This is a genomic window from Priestia sp. D3YE.R1 (assembly GCF_049199565.1).
Lineage (GTDB): Bacteria > Bacillota > Bacilli > Bacillales > Bacillaceae_H > Priestia > Priestia aryabhattai.
The window spans coordinates 2,128,397-2,146,706 of the sequence record NZ_JBLTHW010000001.1 but is presented as its reverse complement, the minus strand read 5'-3'; the positions used below and the strand labels follow the sequence as shown (position 1 = coordinate 2,146,706).

Annotated in this window: 24 protein-coding genes; 4 read left to right on the top strand and 20 right to left on the bottom strand. The window is 38.2% G+C overall.

Annotated elements, in window-relative coordinates:
- Window position 1: 1 nt before the first annotated feature.
- The 6 genes from ACOZIR_RS11430 to ACOZIR_RS11405 form a co-directional block, all read right to left on the bottom strand.
- Window positions 2–1,108, bottom strand: a complete 1,107-nt coding sequence (locus ACOZIR_RS11430) for an ABC transporter permease (RefSeq protein WP_045291767.1) — start codon at window positions 1,106–1,108, stop codon at window positions 2–4.
- 19 nt (window positions 1,109–1,127) lie between these two features.
- Window positions 1,128–2,066: an ABC transporter ATP-binding protein gene (locus ACOZIR_RS11425; protein WP_074680786.1), complete on the bottom strand. Its 939-nt coding sequence runs from the start codon at window positions 2,064–2,066 to the stop codon at window positions 1,128–1,130.
- Between the two features lie 101 nt (window positions 2,067–2,167).
- Entirely contained in the window at window positions 2,168–3,289 is a 1,122-nt protein-coding gene (locus tag ACOZIR_RS11420; protein ID WP_421535607.1) for a sensor histidine kinase, read from the bottom strand.
- Window positions 3,290–3,293: 4 nt separating this feature from the next.
- Complete coding sequence (locus ACOZIR_RS11415; RefSeq protein ID WP_045291819.1) at window positions 3,294–3,932, bottom strand: response regulator; 639 nt, start codon at window positions 3,930–3,932, stop codon at window positions 3,294–3,296.
- A 166-nt stretch (window positions 3,933–4,098) separates the two neighbouring features.
- Window positions 4,099–5,334, bottom strand: coding sequence for a Zn-dependent hydrolase (locus tag ACOZIR_RS11410; protein ID WP_328121155.1), 1,236 nt, complete (start codon window positions 5,332–5,334; stop codon window positions 4,099–4,101).
- A gap of 299 nt (window positions 5,335–5,633) precedes the next feature.
- The gene (locus ACOZIR_RS11405) at window positions 5,634–5,756 is read right to left on the bottom strand and encodes a hypothetical protein (protein WP_013057357.1); all 123 of its coding nucleotides are present in this window, start codon (window positions 5,754–5,756) and stop codon (window positions 5,634–5,636) included.
- A gap of 292 nt (window positions 5,757–6,048) precedes the next feature.
- On the opposite strand from ACOZIR_RS11405, the gene ACOZIR_RS11400 reads away from it, so the two are divergent.
- Together ACOZIR_RS11400 and ACOZIR_RS11395 are read left to right on the top strand one after the other, a co-directional pair.
- Window positions 6,049–6,585 (top strand): IseA DL-endopeptidase inhibitor family protein, encoded by a 537-nt coding sequence (locus tag ACOZIR_RS11400; protein WP_014459798.1) that lies wholly within the window; start codon window positions 6,049–6,051, stop codon window positions 6,583–6,585.
- 152 nt (window positions 6,586–6,737) lie between these two features.
- On the top strand, window positions 6,738–8,324 hold the full coding sequence (locus tag ACOZIR_RS11395) for a hypothetical protein (protein ID WP_328121153.1): 1,587 nt from the start codon (window positions 6,738–6,740) through the stop codon (window positions 8,322–8,324).
- A gap of 40 nt (window positions 8,325–8,364) precedes the next feature.
- On the opposite strand, the gene ACOZIR_RS11390 is transcribed toward ACOZIR_RS11395, so the two are convergent.
- The gene (locus ACOZIR_RS11390; RefSeq protein ID WP_217916018.1) at window positions 8,365–8,784 is read right to left on the bottom strand and encodes a GNAT family N-acetyltransferase; all 420 of its coding nucleotides are present in this window, start codon (window positions 8,782–8,784) and stop codon (window positions 8,365–8,367) included.
- 125 nt (window positions 8,785–8,909) lie between these two features.
- On the bottom strand, window positions 8,910–9,107 hold the full coding sequence (locus ACOZIR_RS11385; RefSeq protein ID WP_045291772.1) for a hypothetical protein: 198 nt from the start codon (window positions 9,105–9,107) through the stop codon (window positions 8,910–8,912).
- 44 nt (window positions 9,108–9,151) lie between these two features.
- On the opposite strand from ACOZIR_RS11385, the gene ACOZIR_RS11380 reads away from it, so the two are divergent.
- Window positions 9,152–10,120 (top strand): aminoglycoside phosphotransferase family protein, encoded by a 969-nt coding sequence (locus ACOZIR_RS11380; protein ID WP_421535606.1) that lies wholly within the window; start codon window positions 9,152–9,154, stop codon window positions 10,118–10,120.
- 17 nt (window positions 10,121–10,137) lie between these two features.
- Here the strand turns inward: ACOZIR_RS11380 and ACOZIR_RS11375 are convergent, their stop codons facing one another.
- The 4 genes from ACOZIR_RS11375 to ACOZIR_RS11360 form a co-directional block, all read right to left on the bottom strand.
- Entirely contained in the window at window positions 10,138–11,133 is a 996-nt protein-coding gene (locus ACOZIR_RS11375; RefSeq protein WP_045291774.1) for an LLM class flavin-dependent oxidoreductase, read from the bottom strand.
- 14 nt (window positions 11,134–11,147) lie between these two features.
- The gene (locus ACOZIR_RS11370; RefSeq protein WP_045291775.1) at window positions 11,148–11,432 is read right to left on the bottom strand and encodes a DUF3219 family protein; all 285 of its coding nucleotides are present in this window, start codon (window positions 11,430–11,432) and stop codon (window positions 11,148–11,150) included.
- A gap of 134 nt (window positions 11,433–11,566) precedes the next feature.
- Window positions 11,567–12,160 carry a DedA family protein gene (locus tag ACOZIR_RS11365; protein ID WP_013057365.1) on the bottom strand — a complete coding sequence of 198 codons (594 nt, stop codon included), beginning with the start codon at window positions 12,158–12,160 and terminating at the stop codon, window positions 11,567–11,569.
- Between the two features lie 94 nt (window positions 12,161–12,254).
- Window positions 12,255–12,974 carry an endonuclease V gene (locus ACOZIR_RS11360; RefSeq protein ID WP_045291776.1) on the bottom strand — a complete coding sequence of 240 codons (720 nt, stop codon included), beginning with the start codon at window positions 12,972–12,974 and terminating at the stop codon, window positions 12,255–12,257.
- Between the two features lie 268 nt (window positions 12,975–13,242).
- Between ACOZIR_RS11360 and ACOZIR_RS11355 the strand changes: the two genes are divergently transcribed.
- Window positions 13,243–14,118 carry a glycerophosphodiester phosphodiesterase gene (locus ACOZIR_RS11355; RefSeq protein WP_045291777.1) on the top strand — a complete coding sequence of 292 codons (876 nt, stop codon included), beginning with the start codon at window positions 13,243–13,245 and terminating at the stop codon, window positions 14,116–14,118.
- 34 nt (window positions 14,119–14,152) lie between these two features.
- Here ACOZIR_RS11355 and ACOZIR_RS11350 read toward each other — a convergent pair whose 3' ends face one another.
- The 8 genes from ACOZIR_RS11350 to ACOZIR_RS11315 form a co-directional block, all read right to left on the bottom strand.
- Window positions 14,153–14,668, bottom strand: coding sequence for a hypothetical protein (locus ACOZIR_RS11350; RefSeq protein ID WP_152640841.1), 516 nt, complete (start codon window positions 14,666–14,668; stop codon window positions 14,153–14,155).
- A 24-nt stretch (window positions 14,669–14,692) separates the two neighbouring features.
- A complete protein-coding gene (locus ACOZIR_RS11345) occupies window positions 14,693–15,187 on the bottom strand; it encodes a hypothetical protein (RefSeq protein ID WP_421535605.1) in 495 nt (164 codons plus the stop codon).
- A gap of 53 nt (window positions 15,188–15,240) precedes the next feature.
- The gene (locus tag ACOZIR_RS11340; protein ID WP_421535604.1) at window positions 15,241–15,771 is read right to left on the bottom strand and encodes an ankyrin repeat domain-containing protein; all 531 of its coding nucleotides are present in this window, start codon (window positions 15,769–15,771) and stop codon (window positions 15,241–15,243) included.
- A gap of 243 nt (window positions 15,772–16,014) precedes the next feature.
- On the bottom strand, window positions 16,015–16,527 hold the full coding sequence (locus ACOZIR_RS11335) for an ankyrin repeat domain-containing protein (protein ID WP_045291781.1): 513 nt from the start codon (window positions 16,525–16,527) through the stop codon (window positions 16,015–16,017).
- A gap of 274 nt (window positions 16,528–16,801) precedes the next feature.
- The gene (locus tag ACOZIR_RS11330; RefSeq protein ID WP_340142017.1) at window positions 16,802–17,218 is read right to left on the bottom strand and encodes a tetratricopeptide repeat protein; all 417 of its coding nucleotides are present in this window, start codon (window positions 17,216–17,218) and stop codon (window positions 16,802–16,804) included.
- Between the two features lie 37 nt (window positions 17,219–17,255).
- Window positions 17,256–17,483, bottom strand: a complete 228-nt coding sequence (locus ACOZIR_RS11325) for a hypothetical protein (RefSeq protein WP_231503800.1) — start codon at window positions 17,481–17,483, stop codon at window positions 17,256–17,258.
- Between the two features lie 48 nt (window positions 17,484–17,531).
- A complete protein-coding gene (locus tag ACOZIR_RS11320; RefSeq protein ID WP_231503799.1) occupies window positions 17,532–17,675 on the bottom strand; it encodes a hypothetical protein in 144 nt (47 codons plus the stop codon).
- The gene (locus ACOZIR_RS11315; RefSeq protein WP_047750813.1) at window positions 17,662–18,285 is read right to left on the bottom strand and encodes an immunity protein Imm33 domain-containing protein; all 624 of its coding nucleotides are present in this window, start codon (window positions 18,283–18,285) and stop codon (window positions 17,662–17,664) included. Before ACOZIR_RS11315 ends, ACOZIR_RS11320 begins: the two co-directional genes overlap by 14 nt.
- Between the last annotated feature and the right edge of the window lie 25 nt (window positions 18,286–18,310).

Here is an 18,310-nt window from a genome sequence, read left to right as displayed (position 1 = left end):
GTTATAACCCCTCTCTTTTTCTCAAAAGCACAATGGCTATGCCCAAGAACAAAATAGAGAAGCCTACATTCAACCCAATAGCTGAAAGAGAAGCGCCGATATCATTTGTATAAATCAATTTAATAAGTCCATTGTTCATCCAAGTTAAAGGTGATACATTGACGAAGCCCTCTCCAGATCCGTTTTGAAAATAGGTTCCTCCTACAATACAAGACACTTGAATAACAACCATAATAATTGCTCTTGCCGCCGCTTCTGTCTTCGTAAGGTAGCTAACTCCTAGTCCAAAGCTAATAGCAAAAAGAATTTGAGATACTAACATTACGAGTACTAAAAGTAAATGATCTCCCCAATTCGCATCAAAAAAGTATTTAGTCGACATAATCACCACTAACACACAAATAGTGTGAACCAAAACAGTACCTAAAATTTTCCCGACAAAAATTTCAGCGGTTTTAATCGGAGCGGCTACTAATCGACTAGCTGTATTTCGCATACGCTCTCCTCTAATTAAATAACTCGCTGAGATAGATCCGTACAAAACAATCATAGTTGTCATTGAAATGGCGTAGTAGTCTATTGAATTGGGCTGTTTTTGAGAATGAAGGGATGTTTCTTGAATATAGTCATGCTTAGACGCACGGAGCAGATTCTCCACTTGCTGAGGATTTACTTTGGCTACTTCCATAGCCACGTTATACTTATCAACAAACGTGCTTAACATACCTTGCACCATGTTAAATTCAATGCTGTTTTCTTCATTTCCGTAGAGATGAATGCCTCCGTCTTTCACTTCTACATAAGCTGTATAGCGCTGTTCTTTTACTTCTTTTTTTCCATCCTGATCTTTTTTCAGCGCTTTAAAGTGAATGCAGGATTTTTCTGCATGTGCAGCAAACTGCTCAAAAGCAGCAGATGCTTCATTACTTGTGTCCATTTTGTAGAGAACGTAACTGTCGTCTATCGTCATGTCATTATTAAAGGCTTGGGACAAAGCTGTTCCTAAAATAAGGACAAGAGCTAGCGGAAAAAGAATCATAAAAATAAATGCACGCTTATCTCGCAGATCGCTTTTCATTTCTTTCAAAGCAATTGCAATAATATTCATTCGTTATTCCTCCTTTCTTTTATAAATCTCTTAGACTGCGTCCTGTGAGCGTCAGAAACACCGTCTCTAAATTGGGGGCTTGCTCCTTGACTGCTTTAATTTCGATATGATGCGTCATTAAATAATGAATGACTTTGTTCAAGTTATTCACTTCGGCATTTGAATTAATTTTAATGATTCCATCTTCGTACGTAACGGCTGTTACTCCCGGAATGTCTTTTAGACCGCTGCAATCTATATCGTCTGCTTCTTTTACTTCAATCCAAATATCTTTTGTATCGGTGATAATCGATTTCAGCTGCTCTTTTGTTCCTTCTGCAATAATTTTGCCGTGATCAATAATTGCAATCTTTGTACATACCTCTTCTACTTCTTCCATATAGTGACTGGTATAAATGATTGTGCTTCCCATTTCATTTAGCTTTTTTACAGATGTTAAAATATAATTTCGCGACTGAGGATCAATGCCAACCGTCGGTTCATCCATAATGATAAGCTTCGGGCGATGAGCAATTGCGCATGCGATATTTAACCTTCTTTTCATTCCTCCTGAAAAACTTTTCGGGTACGCCTTTTGTTTATCCAAAAGCCCTACAAACGCTAAAGCTTCTTCGACTCGTTCGTTAAGAAGTGATCCTCTTAATCCGTAGAGACCTGCAAAAAACTTCACATTTTCATAGGCTGTCAAATCTTCATAAATCGCTAAGTCCTGCGGAACAATTCCAATGTTCATCTTTGCGAAATTTCGGTGTTTCTTTATATTTTTCCCAAGCACTTCAATATCGCCGCTGTTGCTTTGAAGCAGACTAGCCACCATATGAATCGTTGTGCTTTTTCCTGCTCCATTTGTTCCTAAAAAGCCAAATATATCTCCTTCTTCTACTTGTAAAGACAAATTATCTACCGCAATAAAATCTCCAAATTTCTTTGTTAATTTTTGAATTGATAATACGTTCATCATTTCACCTCTAGTGTGTTGGTATATCCTTATTTTATGAAAAAAAGGCAAACTTACGTCAGTGCATAAGTTCACCTTTTCCCCATGAGAAATCTCACTATTTATGTATGAAGTTTCTCACCTATCGGCAGCAGTGTGGTAACAGAAAATCCGTTTGCCCCGTCAACAATCACCGTTCCGTTAATAGAAGCAGCTCTCTCTTCCATTCCTGCTATGCCAAGACCTTTTTGAAACAAGTGAGCACCTTTTCCATTGTCTTTTACTTCTAATTTAACCATTTTATTTAGTACGTGAAGTTCAATGGCAATCATTGTTGCTTCTGCATATTTTAAAGCGTTTGTAATAGCTTCTGTTATATTTTTATGGATAATTTTCCACTGAAGAGGCGTGATAAGATCTAAATTACCTTTGTATACAAGAGGCATTGCGATACTATGCTTAGCCTCAAACTCACCAATAAATAATTTAAGTCTGCTGATTCCTATTTGCTCAGCGGGAGGCTTTATACTTTTTAACGTTAACCTAATTTCTTCAATGCCTTCTTTCGAAATCGTAATCGCATTTTGAAGAAGAGACAGCGCTTTTTCCTCGTCTTGCTTCATCACATGCTTTGCTGCCTCCATTTGAATAAGCGCTCCTGTCATTGAATGACCAATCTTATCATGAATTTCCTGCGATAGTCGATTTCGCTCTTCTAATTTTGAAGCATATTGAGACTGTCTCACATACTCTTTATTTTCATTCACATGCTTTTGCAGTTTTTGCATACTTACTCTCGCTTCATCCAGTTTTTGTTCGTAATTGATCGTCCGTTTTTGATAGAGAGCTGCTCCTGTATAAATAAAAAAAGTAAACGCAGCGACTAACACATACAGAGCGCTACTATCAGAGGGAACAAACAGCACTGGAAGCAAAACAACAAGGAGCAGCATCCATTTTTTTATGACTGATTCTCCAATAAGCTCACAAAGGTTTAGCGGCAAAGGAAGAAAAAACAAAGGATGAAGTTGATACGCACAATATAGAATAAGGACAATGGAAACAACAATAAACATGCGCTTGAACGCGCTCTTTTTCACAATGGACGCGGCAATATTAACACAGCTGTAAAGAAGCAGTGCTAACACAATAGCTGAAATCGAGTGTACATAATTAAACTGAATGTACGTAATAGCCAAAAACAGTATAAGGATGAGCTTAGTCATCATTAATCCGACTTCCATAGTCCTACTTCCCTTTACCGGTTAAATAGTAAATAGCAATTTGAGTACGATGCTCAAGCCCCGTTTTACTTAAAATTGAACTAATATAGTTTGCTACGGTACCTTCTGAAATAAAAAGCGTTTTAGAAATTTCTTTATTTGAAAGCCCTTTGGCAATCAGCGTCATAATGCTCGTTTCACGCTCGGTAAACTGTGTCATATCCGCTTTGGACTGGCGCTCAGTTGCAGCGTTTAAACTTGATTTAATCTTATCAAGCACAACATCTTGCAGAACCGTATGCCCGTTGAAGACACTTTTGATTGCGTCTCGAATGCGCTCTGGCTCTGTATTTTTTAACAAGTAGCCTTTAGCTCCGTTTTTTACAGCATCAATAATGTATTCATCGTCATCAAACGTAGTTAAAATAAGCGGCTTTGCTTTCGTTGACTCTGAAATAAGCTTTGTAGCCTCTACACCGTCCATGATAGGCATTCTTACATCTAACAGTGCAATATCGACGGAATGATTCTTGCAATATTGAACGGCTTCCTGACCATCTTTTAAAGTAGCGACAACGTCGAATTCTTCATATGTATTTAATATAATTTTCATTCCTTCTCGGATAAACGAATTATCATCTGCAATAATAATAGTAATTTTCATTTCTTTAAGTGAGAACATCTCACTTTTTTTCACATCCTTCTTTCACATCCGTCCGCATGCTTCTCATTTATTGTATCCATAATAAACCAAAAGTTCAATGCAATAGTTCGAGTCTTTCTAAGCACTAAAAAAGAGCAAACCTCCGCAGGTTTACTCTTTCATCCTGTTACTTCTGCGCTAACTTGATCACTGTTTCTAAAAGTACATTTACACCTTTTTCGCATTCTTCCCAAGGAGTAAATTCTTCTTCACAGTGACTTTTTCCGTTTACGCTCGGAATAAAAATCATAGCCGTCGGAATATAGCTAGCTAAAAACTGTGCGTCATGTCCAGCTCCGCTTACCATTCGCTTATAGGAATATCCAAGCGAACGAACCGATTCTTCCACTTCATCGCAAACGGTTTTATCAAACCACACGGTATCGCGCCCCCAAAGCTTGGTCACCCGCACTTCGCAGCCTTCTAACAGCTCCACTTGATCAGGCAGTGATTGAATAATTTTTTCCACGGATGCAATGACATCTTCATCCGTATGTCTCGCTTCAAGCGAAAAAATAACTTTATTTGGAATCACGGTATGAATATTAGGCAGCACATTCATGCGCCCCATTGTATAGACCAAATTTGAATCTAATCTGCCGAGCTCATGACGAGCTTCAGCAATTAAATTGTTGGTTGCAAAAAGAGCATCTTTTCGCATGTCCATTGGCGTCGTCCCAGCGTGATCTGACTCCCCGGTAATTTCAATTTCATAACATACCATGCCGAGCACGCACTCGACTACACCGATCGATTTGGCTTCTCGTTCTAGAATAGGCCCTTGCTCAATATGTAATTCTACAAATGCCGATGCTTCAGTAAGACGGTTACTCGTGTCGCCTTCATATCCGCATGATTGAAGGGCTTGCTCAAACGTCACGCCGTCAACATCCGTCTTCTTCATCATAACGTCTTTTTGAAATTTGCCCGATAAAATACCTGAAGCCATCATAGAAGGCTCAAAACGCGCTCCTTCTTCATTCGTAAAGTTAACAATCATAATCGGCACCTTCGGCTTAATATTATGTTCAACCAGCGTTCTTACTAACTCTAACCCTGCAACTACACCAAGTATTCCGTCAAACCTTCCGCCTTTTTTTACGCTGTCCATGTGTGAACCAATCACAACAGGCGGCTTATCTTCTAGTCCTTCAAGCGTGGCATAAATACATCCAAGATCGTCGATTTTAATATCCATTCCAAGGTCCCGACAGCATGAACAAAAATAGTCTCGTGCTAAGCGGTCTTCTTCTGATAGGGCTAAGCGAGTTACACCGTTATTAGGTGTTCGTCCATAATCGGCAAATCGTTCAAGCGTATTTTTTAACCTTTCTCCATTCACTGCTACTTTTTGTCGTTGCAACTCAACCACTCTCCTCATTATTTGGTTATAAAGTGCGTCTAAGATGCTGTGTTAATGAATATCATTCATTATGACATAAAATAGGCGATATCACTTGAAGTCTGTTAGAACCCCTTCCATTGTTTTTGTAATGAAAGTGCGCAGCTTGCCTTATGTATCTATTAGCTTCAAAACGTAAATTTCCTGCTTTTTTCTATGAATAATGCACGCGTCATTTATGCATTTTTATTATAAAAATAATAATAGGTTTTTTTCAAAAAAAAGAGAATTAGTTATTATACTAACTCTCCTCTACACACTTACTTTTTATTTGCTTTCTTCGCAATTGCAATCATTGTAGCCAAAACACCAACTGTAATAATCACAATAGCAATTACAGCAGTGGTAATAATAATTCCTGATGTTACTTCTGAAACGCCCATTAGTCTACGTTCTCCTTTTGTGCCTGACCTATTTATCTACATCAGCATATTGGTCGGTTTATTCCTATTATATACGAACTTGTAAAGCGACGAAATATGTGACACATAATTGACATACTGTTTATATGTTTTCTTTTAATTCTACGTTTTATTTAAGAAAATACGGGAATAATTCAAACATATATAAGAAATACTCTTTATTTCTTTAAAGAAGTATTGTAATATAAATGTAACAATTGTAATATTAACAGCATGAATGTTACATATATTTCAATGAATGAGTAGGAGGGAAATGGAAATGAAAAAATTTGGAATAATCTTAGCATCACTTGCTCTTTTCTTTTCACTAAGCACAGGAGTTACAGCTCAAGCAGCATCACAAAATCTATCAACGACTAATGCGGTAAAAATTGCAGCAAACGCAAGCAACCATTTCTGGAATGCACTTCATGGATCTAAAGGTAATTTATGTACTCAAAAAACATTTAATTATAAAGGCACTCAGTACTCATATCTTTGTCAAGATTTTAATACAAAAAGCAAACTAGTAAGCTATTTATCTGAAACTTTTACAAACAGTGCTATTCAAAAAGGATTAACAAACTATCGCTACATCACATATAACGGAAAGCTTGCTCGTCCTGTCGGTGACGGATTCAGCATGCTAGAGTGGAACAAAGCAAAAGCAAAACTAACTTATCAGCGCGCCGATGTTCGCTCTTATCAATTTACGGTTCCAACAGTTGACGGAGGAAGTGTAAAACGCACCGTTACATTTTATAAATCTGGTTCACAGTGGAAAGTAAATAAGTTTGATGCTGTACTATAAGCAGTACCAAAAGCAAGGTCTACCAAGACCTTGCTTTTTTATGTGCTCATCAGCTCTTTATTAACGAAATTTCACTTTATTTTCACCAACTCCCCTTATAGTATGGATACACACTACTACTTATTCGATACATTGTCATCGGAGGATTTTATATGAACATACTACAAAAAAGAACGGCTTTTATCGTAATGGCTGCTTTTCTTTTAGCATTTGTTTTCAGTATCGTTTCACTATCACACTATAAAGGAGAAGAACATTTATTTTCGATTCAAGAAAGTCATCAGTTAAAAAAGATTACGAATGGTATATCTGCTCCTGATAATCATTCGAGGGATCATCGTCTTCCTTCAGGAAACGGTCCCGCTTCACCCAGCAATTCCGGAGAACACGTAACGCCTTTTCATAATCTATCTATGGATAACGGTGCCGGAAGTCAAGGAGCTAATAAAGACTATGAAACGCCGCTCGCTCTTTATACGGTGGGCTTTTTTATAGCAGCAGCTTTCGTTTACGGATTAGTAAAGAAAAAGAAATGGCATCATTCGATAAGGCATTCTCGCGTTATTTTATGGTCATTACTTGGCACTGGACTATTTATTCGGATTGCACTGATTCCGTGGGTAGGCTCTCATATGGATGCGTCGCTTTTCAAAAACTGGGCATCGGTTGCGGCTAATCATTTTTCAAATTTCTACGCTAAAAGCGGAAGCGATTATCCGCCTTTTTATATTTATATCTTGTTTATCGTTGGGAAAGTTGGCAGTTTACCGGATTTTCAGCAGTATTTTTCGCTGTTGATTAAAATTCCGCCTATTTTAGCAGATGTTGTCACATCTTATTTACTCTATCGTTTAGCTCGTAAATACTTGGCACCTTCTTTTGCCTATCTGTTAGCAATTGGATATTTATTTAATCCAGCCATTTTAGTTAATTCAACGTTTTGGGGGCAAGTCGATTCATTTTTCACTTTGCTTATTGTCCTAGCGATTGTAATGATTACGGAAAAAAGAATTTACGCGTCAGCCGTTATTTTTACAGCAGCGGTCTTAATGAAGCCGCAGGCGATTATTATCCTGCCCATTTTATTTTTCGAACTCATTCGCCTAAAGCAAGTGAAACATTTCTTCGGAATTGCTTTAACGGCGGCTCTCACTGCTGGGGTGATTTTATTGCCTTTTTCAGCTGGAAAAAGTCCTACGTGGATTATTAATTTATTTTCATCCACCATTGGAGAGTACCCGTATGCTTCTGTTAACGCCTATAACTTTTTTAGTTTAATAGGCGCAAACTATAAAGACAGCTCTGCAACGCTGCTGTTTTTCAGCTATCATACGTGGGGACTTATTTTTATCGTCGCGACAACTGTTTTTTCTTGGCTTATTTATATAAAAGGACGGAGCTTTAAATACGCCGCTCTTGCAGCGCTTATTCAAATTTCAGGGGTATTTACGTTTTCTTCAAGCATGCATGAACGCTACTTATTTCCAGCAGCAGCGCTTGCTTTAGTGGCTTATATTTATTTAAAAGACAAAAACTTGCTTTACTTATCCCTTGGATTTAGCATCAGTATTTTTATGAACACTTTTTTTGTTTTATACGGTGACAGCAATATGCAAAACAGCACGTCATACCCGTTTTCTATGTTTGCTACGTCTATGCTGAACGTTTTGCTTGTTGTTTATTTAGTAAAAGTTGCTTGGAATTTAGTCCAAAAGAATACGGTTTTAAAAACGGCATAATACAAAAAGCTCAGTGAGTATGATTGATCACTGAGCTTTTTTACATAACAAGCGACATGCCTGGCGCGTCTTCTTCTCTTTCTTGAAATCCTAATTTTTTATAAAAATGATGCTTTCCTTTTGCTGCAAACAGCTGAATCGATTCAATTCCGCTTTCTTGACATTTCGTCAACAGCTCTTGAATAATTTGCTTTCCAAGCCCTTTGTTTTGATATGTGGGATCAACCATCACGTCGCAAATAAGCGCTTGATAAATTCCGTCTGAAATCATACGGCCAAATGCAATTAATCGTTCATTGTCATAAATACCGACTCTAAACCAGCTGTTGGCTGCGGCTTCAAACAGCTGCTCTTTTGTATAATTTCCTTTTTTACTTTTATGTAATCCGCTCGCTTCATGCAGATCAGCAAACTGCTCAAATGGCGGAACCTCTTTTTTTATTACGTAAGACACGTTCATTCTCCTCTCAATACCGTTGCTTTCTATATTATATTTATACATCAAAAAGAATAATAATTCAACATTTTTATCTAGTTATCTTGTTACCCTTTCTCCAAATAAAAAAACTGCCAAACGGCAGTTTTTTAGGCTTGTACTGATTTTTTTCGTTTTTTAAGATCAATTCCTGCAATGATAAGCAAAATGACTCCAATAACAATCATGATTTTACTCACTGTTTCTAGCCACTCCGTTGCGCTTCCAGCAAGTAAAATGGCAAATCCAATGATATAAATCGGAAACCCCGCGAGAGCCCAAGGGGATTTCACCTTCTTTCTCTTCATATGTAGGATCTCCTCCTTCTTTACAGATTCTATGTAGGCTGTATATGATGAGTTTATCAGAAAAAATTGGAAACAACAAAGGAGACAAACGCATGCATACGCTGCCTCAAACGTTTTGTGATACGATTACTCACCTTCACTCTCATAAAGGCCAAAAGTGGCTAACTGACTTTCCTCAGCTGATTCGCTACTGTGAAGAGCGCTGGCATATCACCATTCACAGTCACTTTCCCCTTTCTTACCACTTTGTTGCCCCTGCGCGCAAAGCAGATGGAAGCGAACTAGTTGTCAAATTTTTTGTAGAGCCTTCAGAGCTGCTTCATGAGCAAGAAGCACTGACAGCACTAGCCGGTGAGAACACGGTAAAAATAGTGGACAGCGATGCTGAAAAAGGCATTTTACTGCTCGAAAAGCTGTCTCCCGGATGCCCGCTTTCCTCTTTATCAACTAAAGACGAAGCTGCGTTAATCGCTGCTAGGCTCATGAAACCTCTATGGCGAATGCCGCATTCAGACTCCACTATCGAAACAGCCGTTAAAAGAGAGAAACAGCTTCGGGAGTGTACACAAATGTATCCAAGGGGTATTGATTTTCTTTCTTCTGAAACGCTTCAACACGCACTAGCCGTTTTCTCTGAATTAAACCGCACTTCTCAGCAGCTTTTTTTGCTTCACGGTGATTTGCATCATGATAACATCTTACAGTCTGGTGAGGCGTGGAAAATAATTGATCCAAAAGGGTTAATTGGAGAAAAAGAGTACGAAATCATCCCTTTTCTTTTAAATCATCTGCCTAAGACAAACGTGGCAGAGACAATTGACCATCGAATCAATATATTTGTACAAGAACTGAACGTAAGTAAAAAACGCATCTTACTGTGGGGATACGCTCATTCTGTACTAGCCACGTGCTGGTTAATAGAGGACGAGGACCGCCAAGACACCGCTTCTTTTTCACGTGCTATAGAAGCATTTCAGCATTTATTTGAGTACTATTACGGGCATAAAAAATAAGAGCCGACATTTGGCTCTTATTTTTTGCATTTTTCTGCGACAAGCTCATATGATTTTAATCGGTCAGCCGGGTCGTGCGTAATGGTGACAAGCATGAGTTCATCCGCTCCGTAGCGTGCTTGAACCTCTTGAAGGCGCTCATGCACTTCTTCTGGACTTCCGATAATCATGGCTTCTTTCATTTTCTTCATTTTTTTCTCTTCTTCTTCTGTAAGCGGATAGCTGGCCGCTTCTTCAATAGAAGGCACGCCTTTTGCTTCCATTTTATCCTGCTGAATTTTCCATAGAAGTGAGCTCGTTGCGATGCGATGCGCTTGCTCGGCTGTTTCAGCGCAAATGACCGATACAGTGACAATCGCATAGGGCTGATCACCGGTCCGTCTTGGCTGAAATGCCTGTTTGTACTGATCAATAATAGCTGAACCGTCTTGTTCACTCATAAACTGTCCAAACGTATAGGCCATTCCGTTTCTAGCGGCGAGCTCAGCACTTTTTTTACTTGTGCCAAGAAGCCAAGGTTCGGGAGAGACCGGCGGCAGCGGCGAAGCTGAAAGCTTTGCGTATTCATGTTCAGCCGGAAATTTATCGTCTAAAAACTGCAGAAGCTCTTCAACAAGTTCAGGCATTTTAAATACTTGCTGCAAGAAATTATCCGACAGCGCATTTGTTGCTTCAGCCGATCCACCCGGCGCGCGCCCAATCCCTAAATCAACGCGCCCTGGAAACAGCGTTGCGAGCATATTATACGTTTCCGCTACTTTATACGGCTTGTAGTGAGGCAGCAGCACCGCTCCCGATCCAATTCGAATTCTATTAGTCTGTGCGCCGATATAGCCAAGCATCACTTCAGGAGCCGAACAGGCAAGTCCAGACAAATCATGATGCTCTGCAATCCAGTAGCGCTCATAGCCAAGCTTGTCACCCGCTTTGGCCAGCTGCATCGATGCTTCTAACGCTTCCGCTGGAGTCTGATGGGATGAAACGGGCGATTGGTCGAGTATACTTACTTTCATCACGCATCTGCTCCTTATTCGTTCACTTCAATTAAACTTAATGAAAAATCCCCTACCTGTCCTTTTTCATATAAATTTGTAAAAGATGTGGAATACTGATGAATCGTCCCTTGAAAATCCAGATCTTCTTCTGGGACATTTACATGAAAAGTACCTTTATATAACAGTGTAGTAATATGATGATATTCCTCACTCGTTACTTTAAAATCAACTGAAACTTTTGTTTTGCCTTTTACAATTTCTTGTTCATAGCTGTAAATTTGAATAGGCGTATCATTTAATACAATTTCTTGTACCACGTTAAATCGTCTCCTTTTTTAGTGCGTATGAAAAATAATAGCACTTGAAGAAGTCATGAGCAAATAAAAGAGCTTCTGGTTGCGCATGCAAAAAAAGCATGGCTTTTTGCCATGCTTTTAGTTCAAAAACAATCTTATACGCGCTTTGTACGCGTGCGTTTAAATACGAAATAAAGAACAATAATAACAAATGCCGCAACCACAAACGGAAGCGTATATTTGCTTGCTACGTCTTCAATGTTCGCCCAGTTCTCCCCTAGCTTTCCGCCTAAGTAAATAAATAAAATCGACCAAGGAATCATCGCTAACACGGTTAAAGACGTAAACTTCCAAAACGGCATTTTAGCAATACCTGCAGGAATCGAAATCGCATGTCGAACGACCGGGACAAAACGAGCAGAGAAAACAACGCCCGCGCCGTATTTATTAAACCAGTTTTCCGCAAGATCAATATGCTTATCATGAATAAATAAATACTTGCCGTATTTTTGAAGAAACGGACGTCCTCCGTAGGCTCCAATCCAATATAAAAACCACTGTGCAATCGTTCCGCCAATAATTCCGGCAATGACTGCTCCAGGAAAACTAATCATGCCTTGAGAAATCATATACCCCCCGTAGGCTAGTACAATTTCACTTGGAATGATTTCAATCATTAAGCCGAGTGCAATACCTAAATAGCCAAGGCTCGTTAAAAAATCCAAAATACTCGCAACAAATGAACTCACCTTTAATCACCTTACTCATTCTTTAATAATTTTACACTACTACTATATTCCAACCATCAGTATAAAAGGAAACTATGAACTCACTATGAACAGCTTACTTCCCTGTTGACTGCCGGTACTTTTTCCGCAGCTCATGCGTATGCAGATCCGCTAGGCGGACCGGAATCGGAAGCTTACTTTCTTTTGAAATAAAATGCATCATAAGCTGATACGACATGTCCAAATTAATATAGTTTCCGCACGACAGAAAAATAGGCTTTACTCCTTTAGCTGTCCTTACTACTCTACCATAAACTTCATCATCAATCACAATATCTTCATAAGCGCCTGCTGCATCTTCAGGCATAACGTAATCATGTCCCTTGATCTTTAAATAGCTTTTCCCAATTCCAACGGTAGGTTTATTAAGAAAAAACGAAGCATGTGTAGCTACTCCCATATGCTCATAGTGCAAATATCCGTTGCCATCAAATAAAAACACGTCGGGCTCTATTTGAAGTTTTTTAGCCGCTTCAAGAATTAAAGGAAGCTCTCGAAAAGCTAGGAATCCAGGAAGATAAGGAACGGTTACTTCTCCTACACTGTGCACTTTTTCCACAACGTTTTTCGTCTGATAATCCACCACTACAATGCTGCACGCTCCGTAAGATATGCCGTTTTCTTCCCAATATGCCACATCAACACCAGCACAGTTATGTATATGCGTCATTTTGACGCCTGATGTTAAATCAATTTGTGCTTTTAGCTTTTGCTGAAGCGTCCGGCACTCCTCTTTCGTTTGCATCATAAACGTATGTATGTACTGAATATCCATGTTCCATTCCTTTCATTGACTGACTCACCTATTATACAACTATTTTCTAAGAAATTCCTATTCTTTTTTTCACACCTTCTATTATAGCGCTGTTTCCTTAATATTTAATTAAAATTCCTATTCGTTTGCGCATTTTTTGTAAACATCACCATGAAAAAATCCCTAGTTTTCTTTACGAAATGTCAACGTTTTCTACACACTTCCTCTATATCAGCATCACATTTTTTCGTTACGCTATTTCTATACCAACGCATAGGAGAGAAACGTGATGAAAAAATATTTAGCTGGTTTAAGCGCCGTCGCCTTGTTATGCTGTTCAATCGCCTCTTCTGCTTTTGCACGCACGGAAGAAAAACTCACAAATATCGCGCACCGAGGAGCCTCTGCCTACGCACCTGAAAATACAATGGCTGCTTTTCACCAAGCGCTAGAAATGAATGCGGATTACATTGAACTTGACGTGCAGCAAAGCAAAGACGGTGTACTCGTTATTATGCATGACCGTACCGTAGACCGAACGACAAACGGAAGCGGACACATTCGAGAGTTAACGTACGCGGAGCTTCAGCGCTTGGACGCAGGAAGCTGGAAAGGGGATTCTTTTACGAATGAAAAAATTCCAACTCTTTCGCAAGTATTAGATGAATTTCAAGGAAAAATCGGTATATTAATAGAGTTAAAAGCGCCGGAACTTTATCCTGGAATTGAAAAAAAAGTAGCTTTTGAAATCAACAAGCGACAGCTCGATCACGTTATCATTCAGTCTTTTAACGTTTCATCCATGAAAAAAATGCATGAGCTTCTCCCAAACGTTCCTATAGGCATACTAACTTCTTCACAGCGAGACGCAAGCCCAAACTCAATTCAGCAATTCGCCGCTTTTGCCACTTACTTTAACCCGTCTTATGACATCCTAACGCCTGCTCTTATCCACCAAGTCCATTCTGCCGGAATGAAAATATCACCGTGGTCTGGAACCAAGCGGCTTCCCGCTTCATTTTTGTGGAAAACAAAAAGTGACGGAGTCATTACAAATTATCCTGATGAAGTGAATTGGGTGCAAACATCAAGTGCTATCGGACAACAGCTCGAAAAAGGAAGCGCACGCCGAGTAATTACACTTGCCGTCACAATGTGGCCATAGTTCCTGTAATCTTTTACTAGTAACCTCGTCTTCCTTACTGCCTTTTTAACGCTTCAATACGTTTGATTTCACTGAAATACCGAAAGTTCCCTTTAAAACATCTCTCCATCGTTTTAAAAAACTGCTCCGCTCCTCCTAACACCACCATAAAAAAGTCTTGTTTTGGAAGCACTGCTTTTACGGGAGGAGATGTATGCAAGGTATACAGTACAAACTGTTCAGAAGCCGATTTTAAGGTTAATACTAACGGTTGATCTGGAAAATTCATCTCTCCATACCCGGTCTCTTTTAAACTCTCCATTGCATCCAACAAATAAAGCCACATCCTATCTATAACATCCCATGCAGATACATCAAGAAGCGGCTCACCGTAGTATTCAAGCTTAATAGCTCCTTCAAGACAAGTAAAATCAAGCTGATTACCGTAACGAATGAGTTCTTCTTCGTTTGATATATCGATAAAATAGTGCGATTCCTTTTCATATAGAGATGATAAATCGGTAATCAAGATACCTGGACGCTTAATTAACGTTTGAACACGAAACAACATTATCCCTCCATGCCCTGTTTGCTTTCACAGCTTAAATAAATTTTCTCCGTCCTTATTTACCCAATACTTTTCTATTTTTGGAATCAAACCTGTAAAGTCTTTATACGTTCCTTTCCAATCGCTTGGAACATATTCTTCAAATGAAGCCGGCTTAGGAAACAGTGAGTAAAACGTCTTTTGATCAAAATCCACCAAAAACGAAGGGCTAAAATCTAATACGTCTTCTTCATCTACGCTTTCTATTTTATCTTCAAACAGCTTTAAAAGAGTAGTTGTATCTGCTTGATACGACTCTATACGTTTTAAAAAAAGCTCAGCATTTTCATTGCTGAGAACTTCGATCCCTTTTCGTTCAGGTTCGATGTATTCATTAACCGCTGAATCACCTTCATTTTCAAAAGCTTGCGCAAACTTCACATAATCCAAATACCATAGCTCTCGGTCAGTCACATACCATTGAAACTGCTTTTTATGTATAACTCCGACAATTACGTTTTCAGCATATATGGGTTCTAGCATGAGATGGACCTCCTTGCTTTTATTAGCTTTGTGGCCTGTTATATACGATTTAATTAATCTTTAAGCACTCTCTTTTGTACTTTTTCATTCAGCTTTCGTTTTAAATATTCAGCAATTTCTATTTGTCCAAATTCCTTAGCATATCGATACGCATCCATATCCTTGATATTCTCTCCGGTATATTGAACGGAAATATCTATACCTTGATCAACTAGATGTTCAACTACTTCTCTATGACCACCGTAAATTGCTGCAAATAAAGGATTTCTTTTTGCCAAGCTTACATCTAATTCTGCTCCAGATTGGATTAAGCACTGTACTATTTCTACATGCCCCTCACCTGCTGCCACTCGTAAGGAAGAAGCATCAAATATATCACCTTTTATATTTACATCGATTCCTTTATGCACTAGATACTCTACTATTTCCATCTGTCCTTTTTTTGCTGCTATATGCAACCAGCTACCAAATGGAGTCATGGTGTGTAGAATTGCTTTATTACTACCTATTAATTCTTTGACTGAGTTAATGTCACCACGTTTAATTGCATTTCTTATTGCTTTATTGACGCTGTTTTTCTTCAAAGCATATCCCCCTTAATTTAGTTGCCCTTTATTGCCGTGTTTTAATGTAGACATCTCCCTCAATAATTTAGCTGTTTCTACCGTTTTTACTTTTAAATAGTTGTGTTCAGTGAACTTCACTGTCATACTTGTAGTTCTTTTAACACTTTTGTTCGCAGATCATTCACTGTTTTTCTATTCGTATCATCATTTAATAAAGAAGTTAATCTTTCTATGTAACTATTCGCATTCTCTATACATCTTTCAAAACCATTTACTGTCCATCTTCTGCTTTAAATATTCAGCAATTTCTATTTGTCCTCGTTCAATCGCAAATTCACAGGCATCCATATTTTTCATCGTATCCCCTGTATACGTTACAGTAATATCAATACCACTCTGAACAAGGTATTTTACAATATCAAGATGACCACCATAAATCGCTGAAAATAAAGGATTTCTACTCGAATCGCTTACATCTAATATTGCACCTCTATCGTATAAGTACTGAACTATGCTAAATTCACCTACACTCGCTGCATGTGCAATTGGCGCTGACTTTGGTACACCTTCATTTGTGTTAATATCCATCCCGTATTCAACTAGGAACTTTATCATATCAAGGCTACCAGCTCTAGCAGCCACGTGTAGCCACGTTCCAAAAGGAGTTATAAACTCAAGCAGCCTTTTATCTGTAATCAGAATCTCTTTTGCTTGTTCTGTATCACCGTTCTTAATGAAATCATAGGTTTTAACTGCTTTTTCCTTATTATCCATAGAAACCTCCTAAGATATTTTTGTTCATACGGCTTCTTCACCAATTTATAGTATCAGAGAGATTTCTTTAGCCTTCTGAAACCCCTTCCAGAATTCTTCTAATGATTTAAATAGGATTATGTGGATATTCTTTTAAATAGTGCTCTATTAAACTCTTACTCTATTTCAGCATATTGGTTCACACGCCCTACTCATATACATTAAAACCAAAAATCCTCAATAGCATGCTCTACTGAGGGTTTTACTCTTCACTTAAACTATATTTTTTCTCTATTTAAATTAATTCTATAATAAGTTTAAAGTATTTATCATCTTCCTGAAAAAAGATTTTATAATCTTCAATTTGATAAGCCTTGTACAAATACGCTTTTGCTTTTTCAAACTCTCCAAGCTCATAAAAACTTTCCCCTAACCGCAACAACAGAAAAGGATTTTCATTTCCTTCCGGACACTTCAAGGCATATTCCAAGCTGCGTATAGCATCTTCGTAGTTTTTTATTAAAAAGTATGTATCACCCAAAGTTCCGTAAATCCACGTAGCCGCTGACCATTTTTCCTTTGGCTCTGGAACTAATTCAAGTGCTCGTTGATAAGAAGCAATCGCTTCACTCATTTGTTTCAGTTCAGCGAATTGATTACCTTCTTCACATAACTTGACAATTTGCTGGTGAAGTTGATCGTTCATTTCCATTACAGCATCTCCCTACTGAAATAATAAGGTTTCATCTTCATGATCCTTTTAGCAGCTTTATATATTTGACATCTTGCCCTTCGAACGATCTTCCTTCTGACTTTTTATTAGCAATATCAAAAAATTCTTTTGCGACATTTAATTCGCCCAACTCATAATAAATAGTTCTTGATAAAAATTCACGCTCTCCGTCATCTATTCTTTCAAAATCCGATGTATATAAACGATTTAACCACTGCTTAGCGCTTTTGTAATTCTTTATCACTGTAAATGTATCAATAATATCCCGTACAATATTGCAAGTGTCAGGATATCAACCTTTAGGCTGTGGAATTTCACCCCAAGCTTGTACCAATAAATCTATAGATGTTTCGTAATCATTATTTTCAGAGCATTCATCGCTTTTGGTCTTATATTTCTCAATTCTCACTTGCTTTTCAGGGTCAATTTGTATCATTTCTTCCTCCACTCAAAATATCTTCATCTCTTTCATTTAATACTGCCTTCACTTGATCTCTTTCAAAAATCACCATATATTCATATGGTAAAGCTAAAACTTGAATAAGGGATGGACGAATCTTCAATAATTGATAAACATAAAAAGCCTCAAGCTCTTCTGTATCATCTTCTTCATTTACCGGCCCTATGTACCAGCCAGAATCTCCTCGTTCAGCTCCGCCGCTTCTTTGTAAGTAAATACTATCTACTTCTAGTATATTTTTAGCTACCACGACTTTATCTCTAAAGCTGACACCTTCACCATTTTTCATGTTTAACTTGCGCAAAAAGTGAACTTGTTCCAACTGCGCCCATAGAGCAAGCGTTAAATCTTCTGTATAATCCTCAAAGGGATTCCCTGAATAGTCCGGTGAAAGAATGTAATACTCTTCATTCTTTACAGAAACAATAAAGTTCGACCACCCTATTTGTATCGAAAAGCCATCAGTCCATTTTTCTCTTTCTATCGTTTCAAAGATACGAAATAGACTCTCAACCTGCATTTTTAATTCGTGTTCTGCTTGAACTACGACTACTTTATGCCCTATATTTTTAACGAATTTTTTCAATTATTCTTCCCTTTCTTTTTTCACT

Coding starts and splice junctions, on each gene's coding strand:
- ACOZIR_RS11360 (WP_045291776.1), bottom strand. CDS start 12,974: ATGGATATTCAGTACATACATACGTTTATGATGCAAACGAAAGAGGAG.
- ACOZIR_RS11375 (WP_045291774.1), bottom strand. CDS start 11,133: ATGAAAGTAAGTATACTCGACCAATCGCCCGTTTCATCCCATCAGACT.
- ACOZIR_RS11330 (WP_340142017.1), bottom strand. CDS start 17,218: ATGGAAATGAACGATCAACTTCACCAGCAAATTGTCAAGTTATGTGAA.
- ACOZIR_RS11395 (WP_328121153.1), top strand. CDS start 6,738: ATGAACATACTACAAAAAAGAACGGCTTTTATCGTAATGGCTGCTTTT.
- ACOZIR_RS11380 (WP_421535606.1), top strand. CDS start 9,152: ATGATGAGTTTATCAGAAAAAATTGGAAACAACAAAGGAGACAAACGC.
- ACOZIR_RS11345 (WP_421535605.1), bottom strand. CDS start 15,187: ATGCTAGAACCCATATATGCTGAAAACGTAATTGTCGGAGTTATACAT.
- ACOZIR_RS11355 (WP_045291777.1), top strand. CDS start 13,243: ATGAAAAAATATTTAGCTGGTTTAAGCGCCGTCGCCTTGTTATGCTGT.
- ACOZIR_RS11420 (WP_421535607.1), bottom strand. CDS start 3,289: ATGGAAGTCGGATTAATGATGACTAAGCTCATCCTTATACTGTTTTTG.
- ACOZIR_RS11385 (WP_045291772.1), bottom strand. CDS start 9,107: ATGAAGAGAAAGAAGGTGAAATCCCCTTGGGCTCTCGCGGGGTTTCCG.
- ACOZIR_RS11350 (WP_152640841.1), bottom strand. CDS start 14,668: ATGTTGTTTCGTGTTCAAACGTTAATTAAGCGTCCAGGTATCTTGATT.
- ACOZIR_RS11390 (WP_217916018.1), bottom strand. CDS start 8,784: ATGAACGTGTCTTACGTAATAAAAAAAGAGGTTCCGCCATTTGAGCAG.
- ACOZIR_RS11425 (WP_074680786.1), bottom strand. CDS start 2,066: ATGAACGTATTATCAATTCAAAAATTAACAAAGAAATTTGGAGATTTT.
- ACOZIR_RS11415 (WP_045291819.1), bottom strand. CDS start 3,932: ATGAAAATTACTATTATTATTGCAGATGATAATTCGTTTATCCGAGAA.
- ACOZIR_RS11320 (WP_231503799.1), bottom strand. CDS start 17,675: ATGATACAAATTGACCCTGAAAAGCAAGTGAGAATTGAGAAATATAAG.
- ACOZIR_RS11335 (WP_045291781.1), bottom strand. CDS start 16,527: ATGGATAATAAGGAAAAAGCAGTTAAAACCTATGATTTCATTAAGAAC.
- ACOZIR_RS11430 (WP_045291767.1), bottom strand. CDS start 1,108: ATGAATATTATTGCAATTGCTTTGAAAGAAATGAAAAGCGATCTGCGA.
- ACOZIR_RS11405 (WP_013057357.1), bottom strand. CDS start 5,756: ATGGGCGTTTCAGAAGTAACATCAGGAATTATTATTACCACTGCTGTA.
- ACOZIR_RS11400 (WP_014459798.1), top strand. CDS start 6,049: ATGGAAATGAAAAAATTTGGAATAATCTTAGCATCACTTGCTCTTTTC.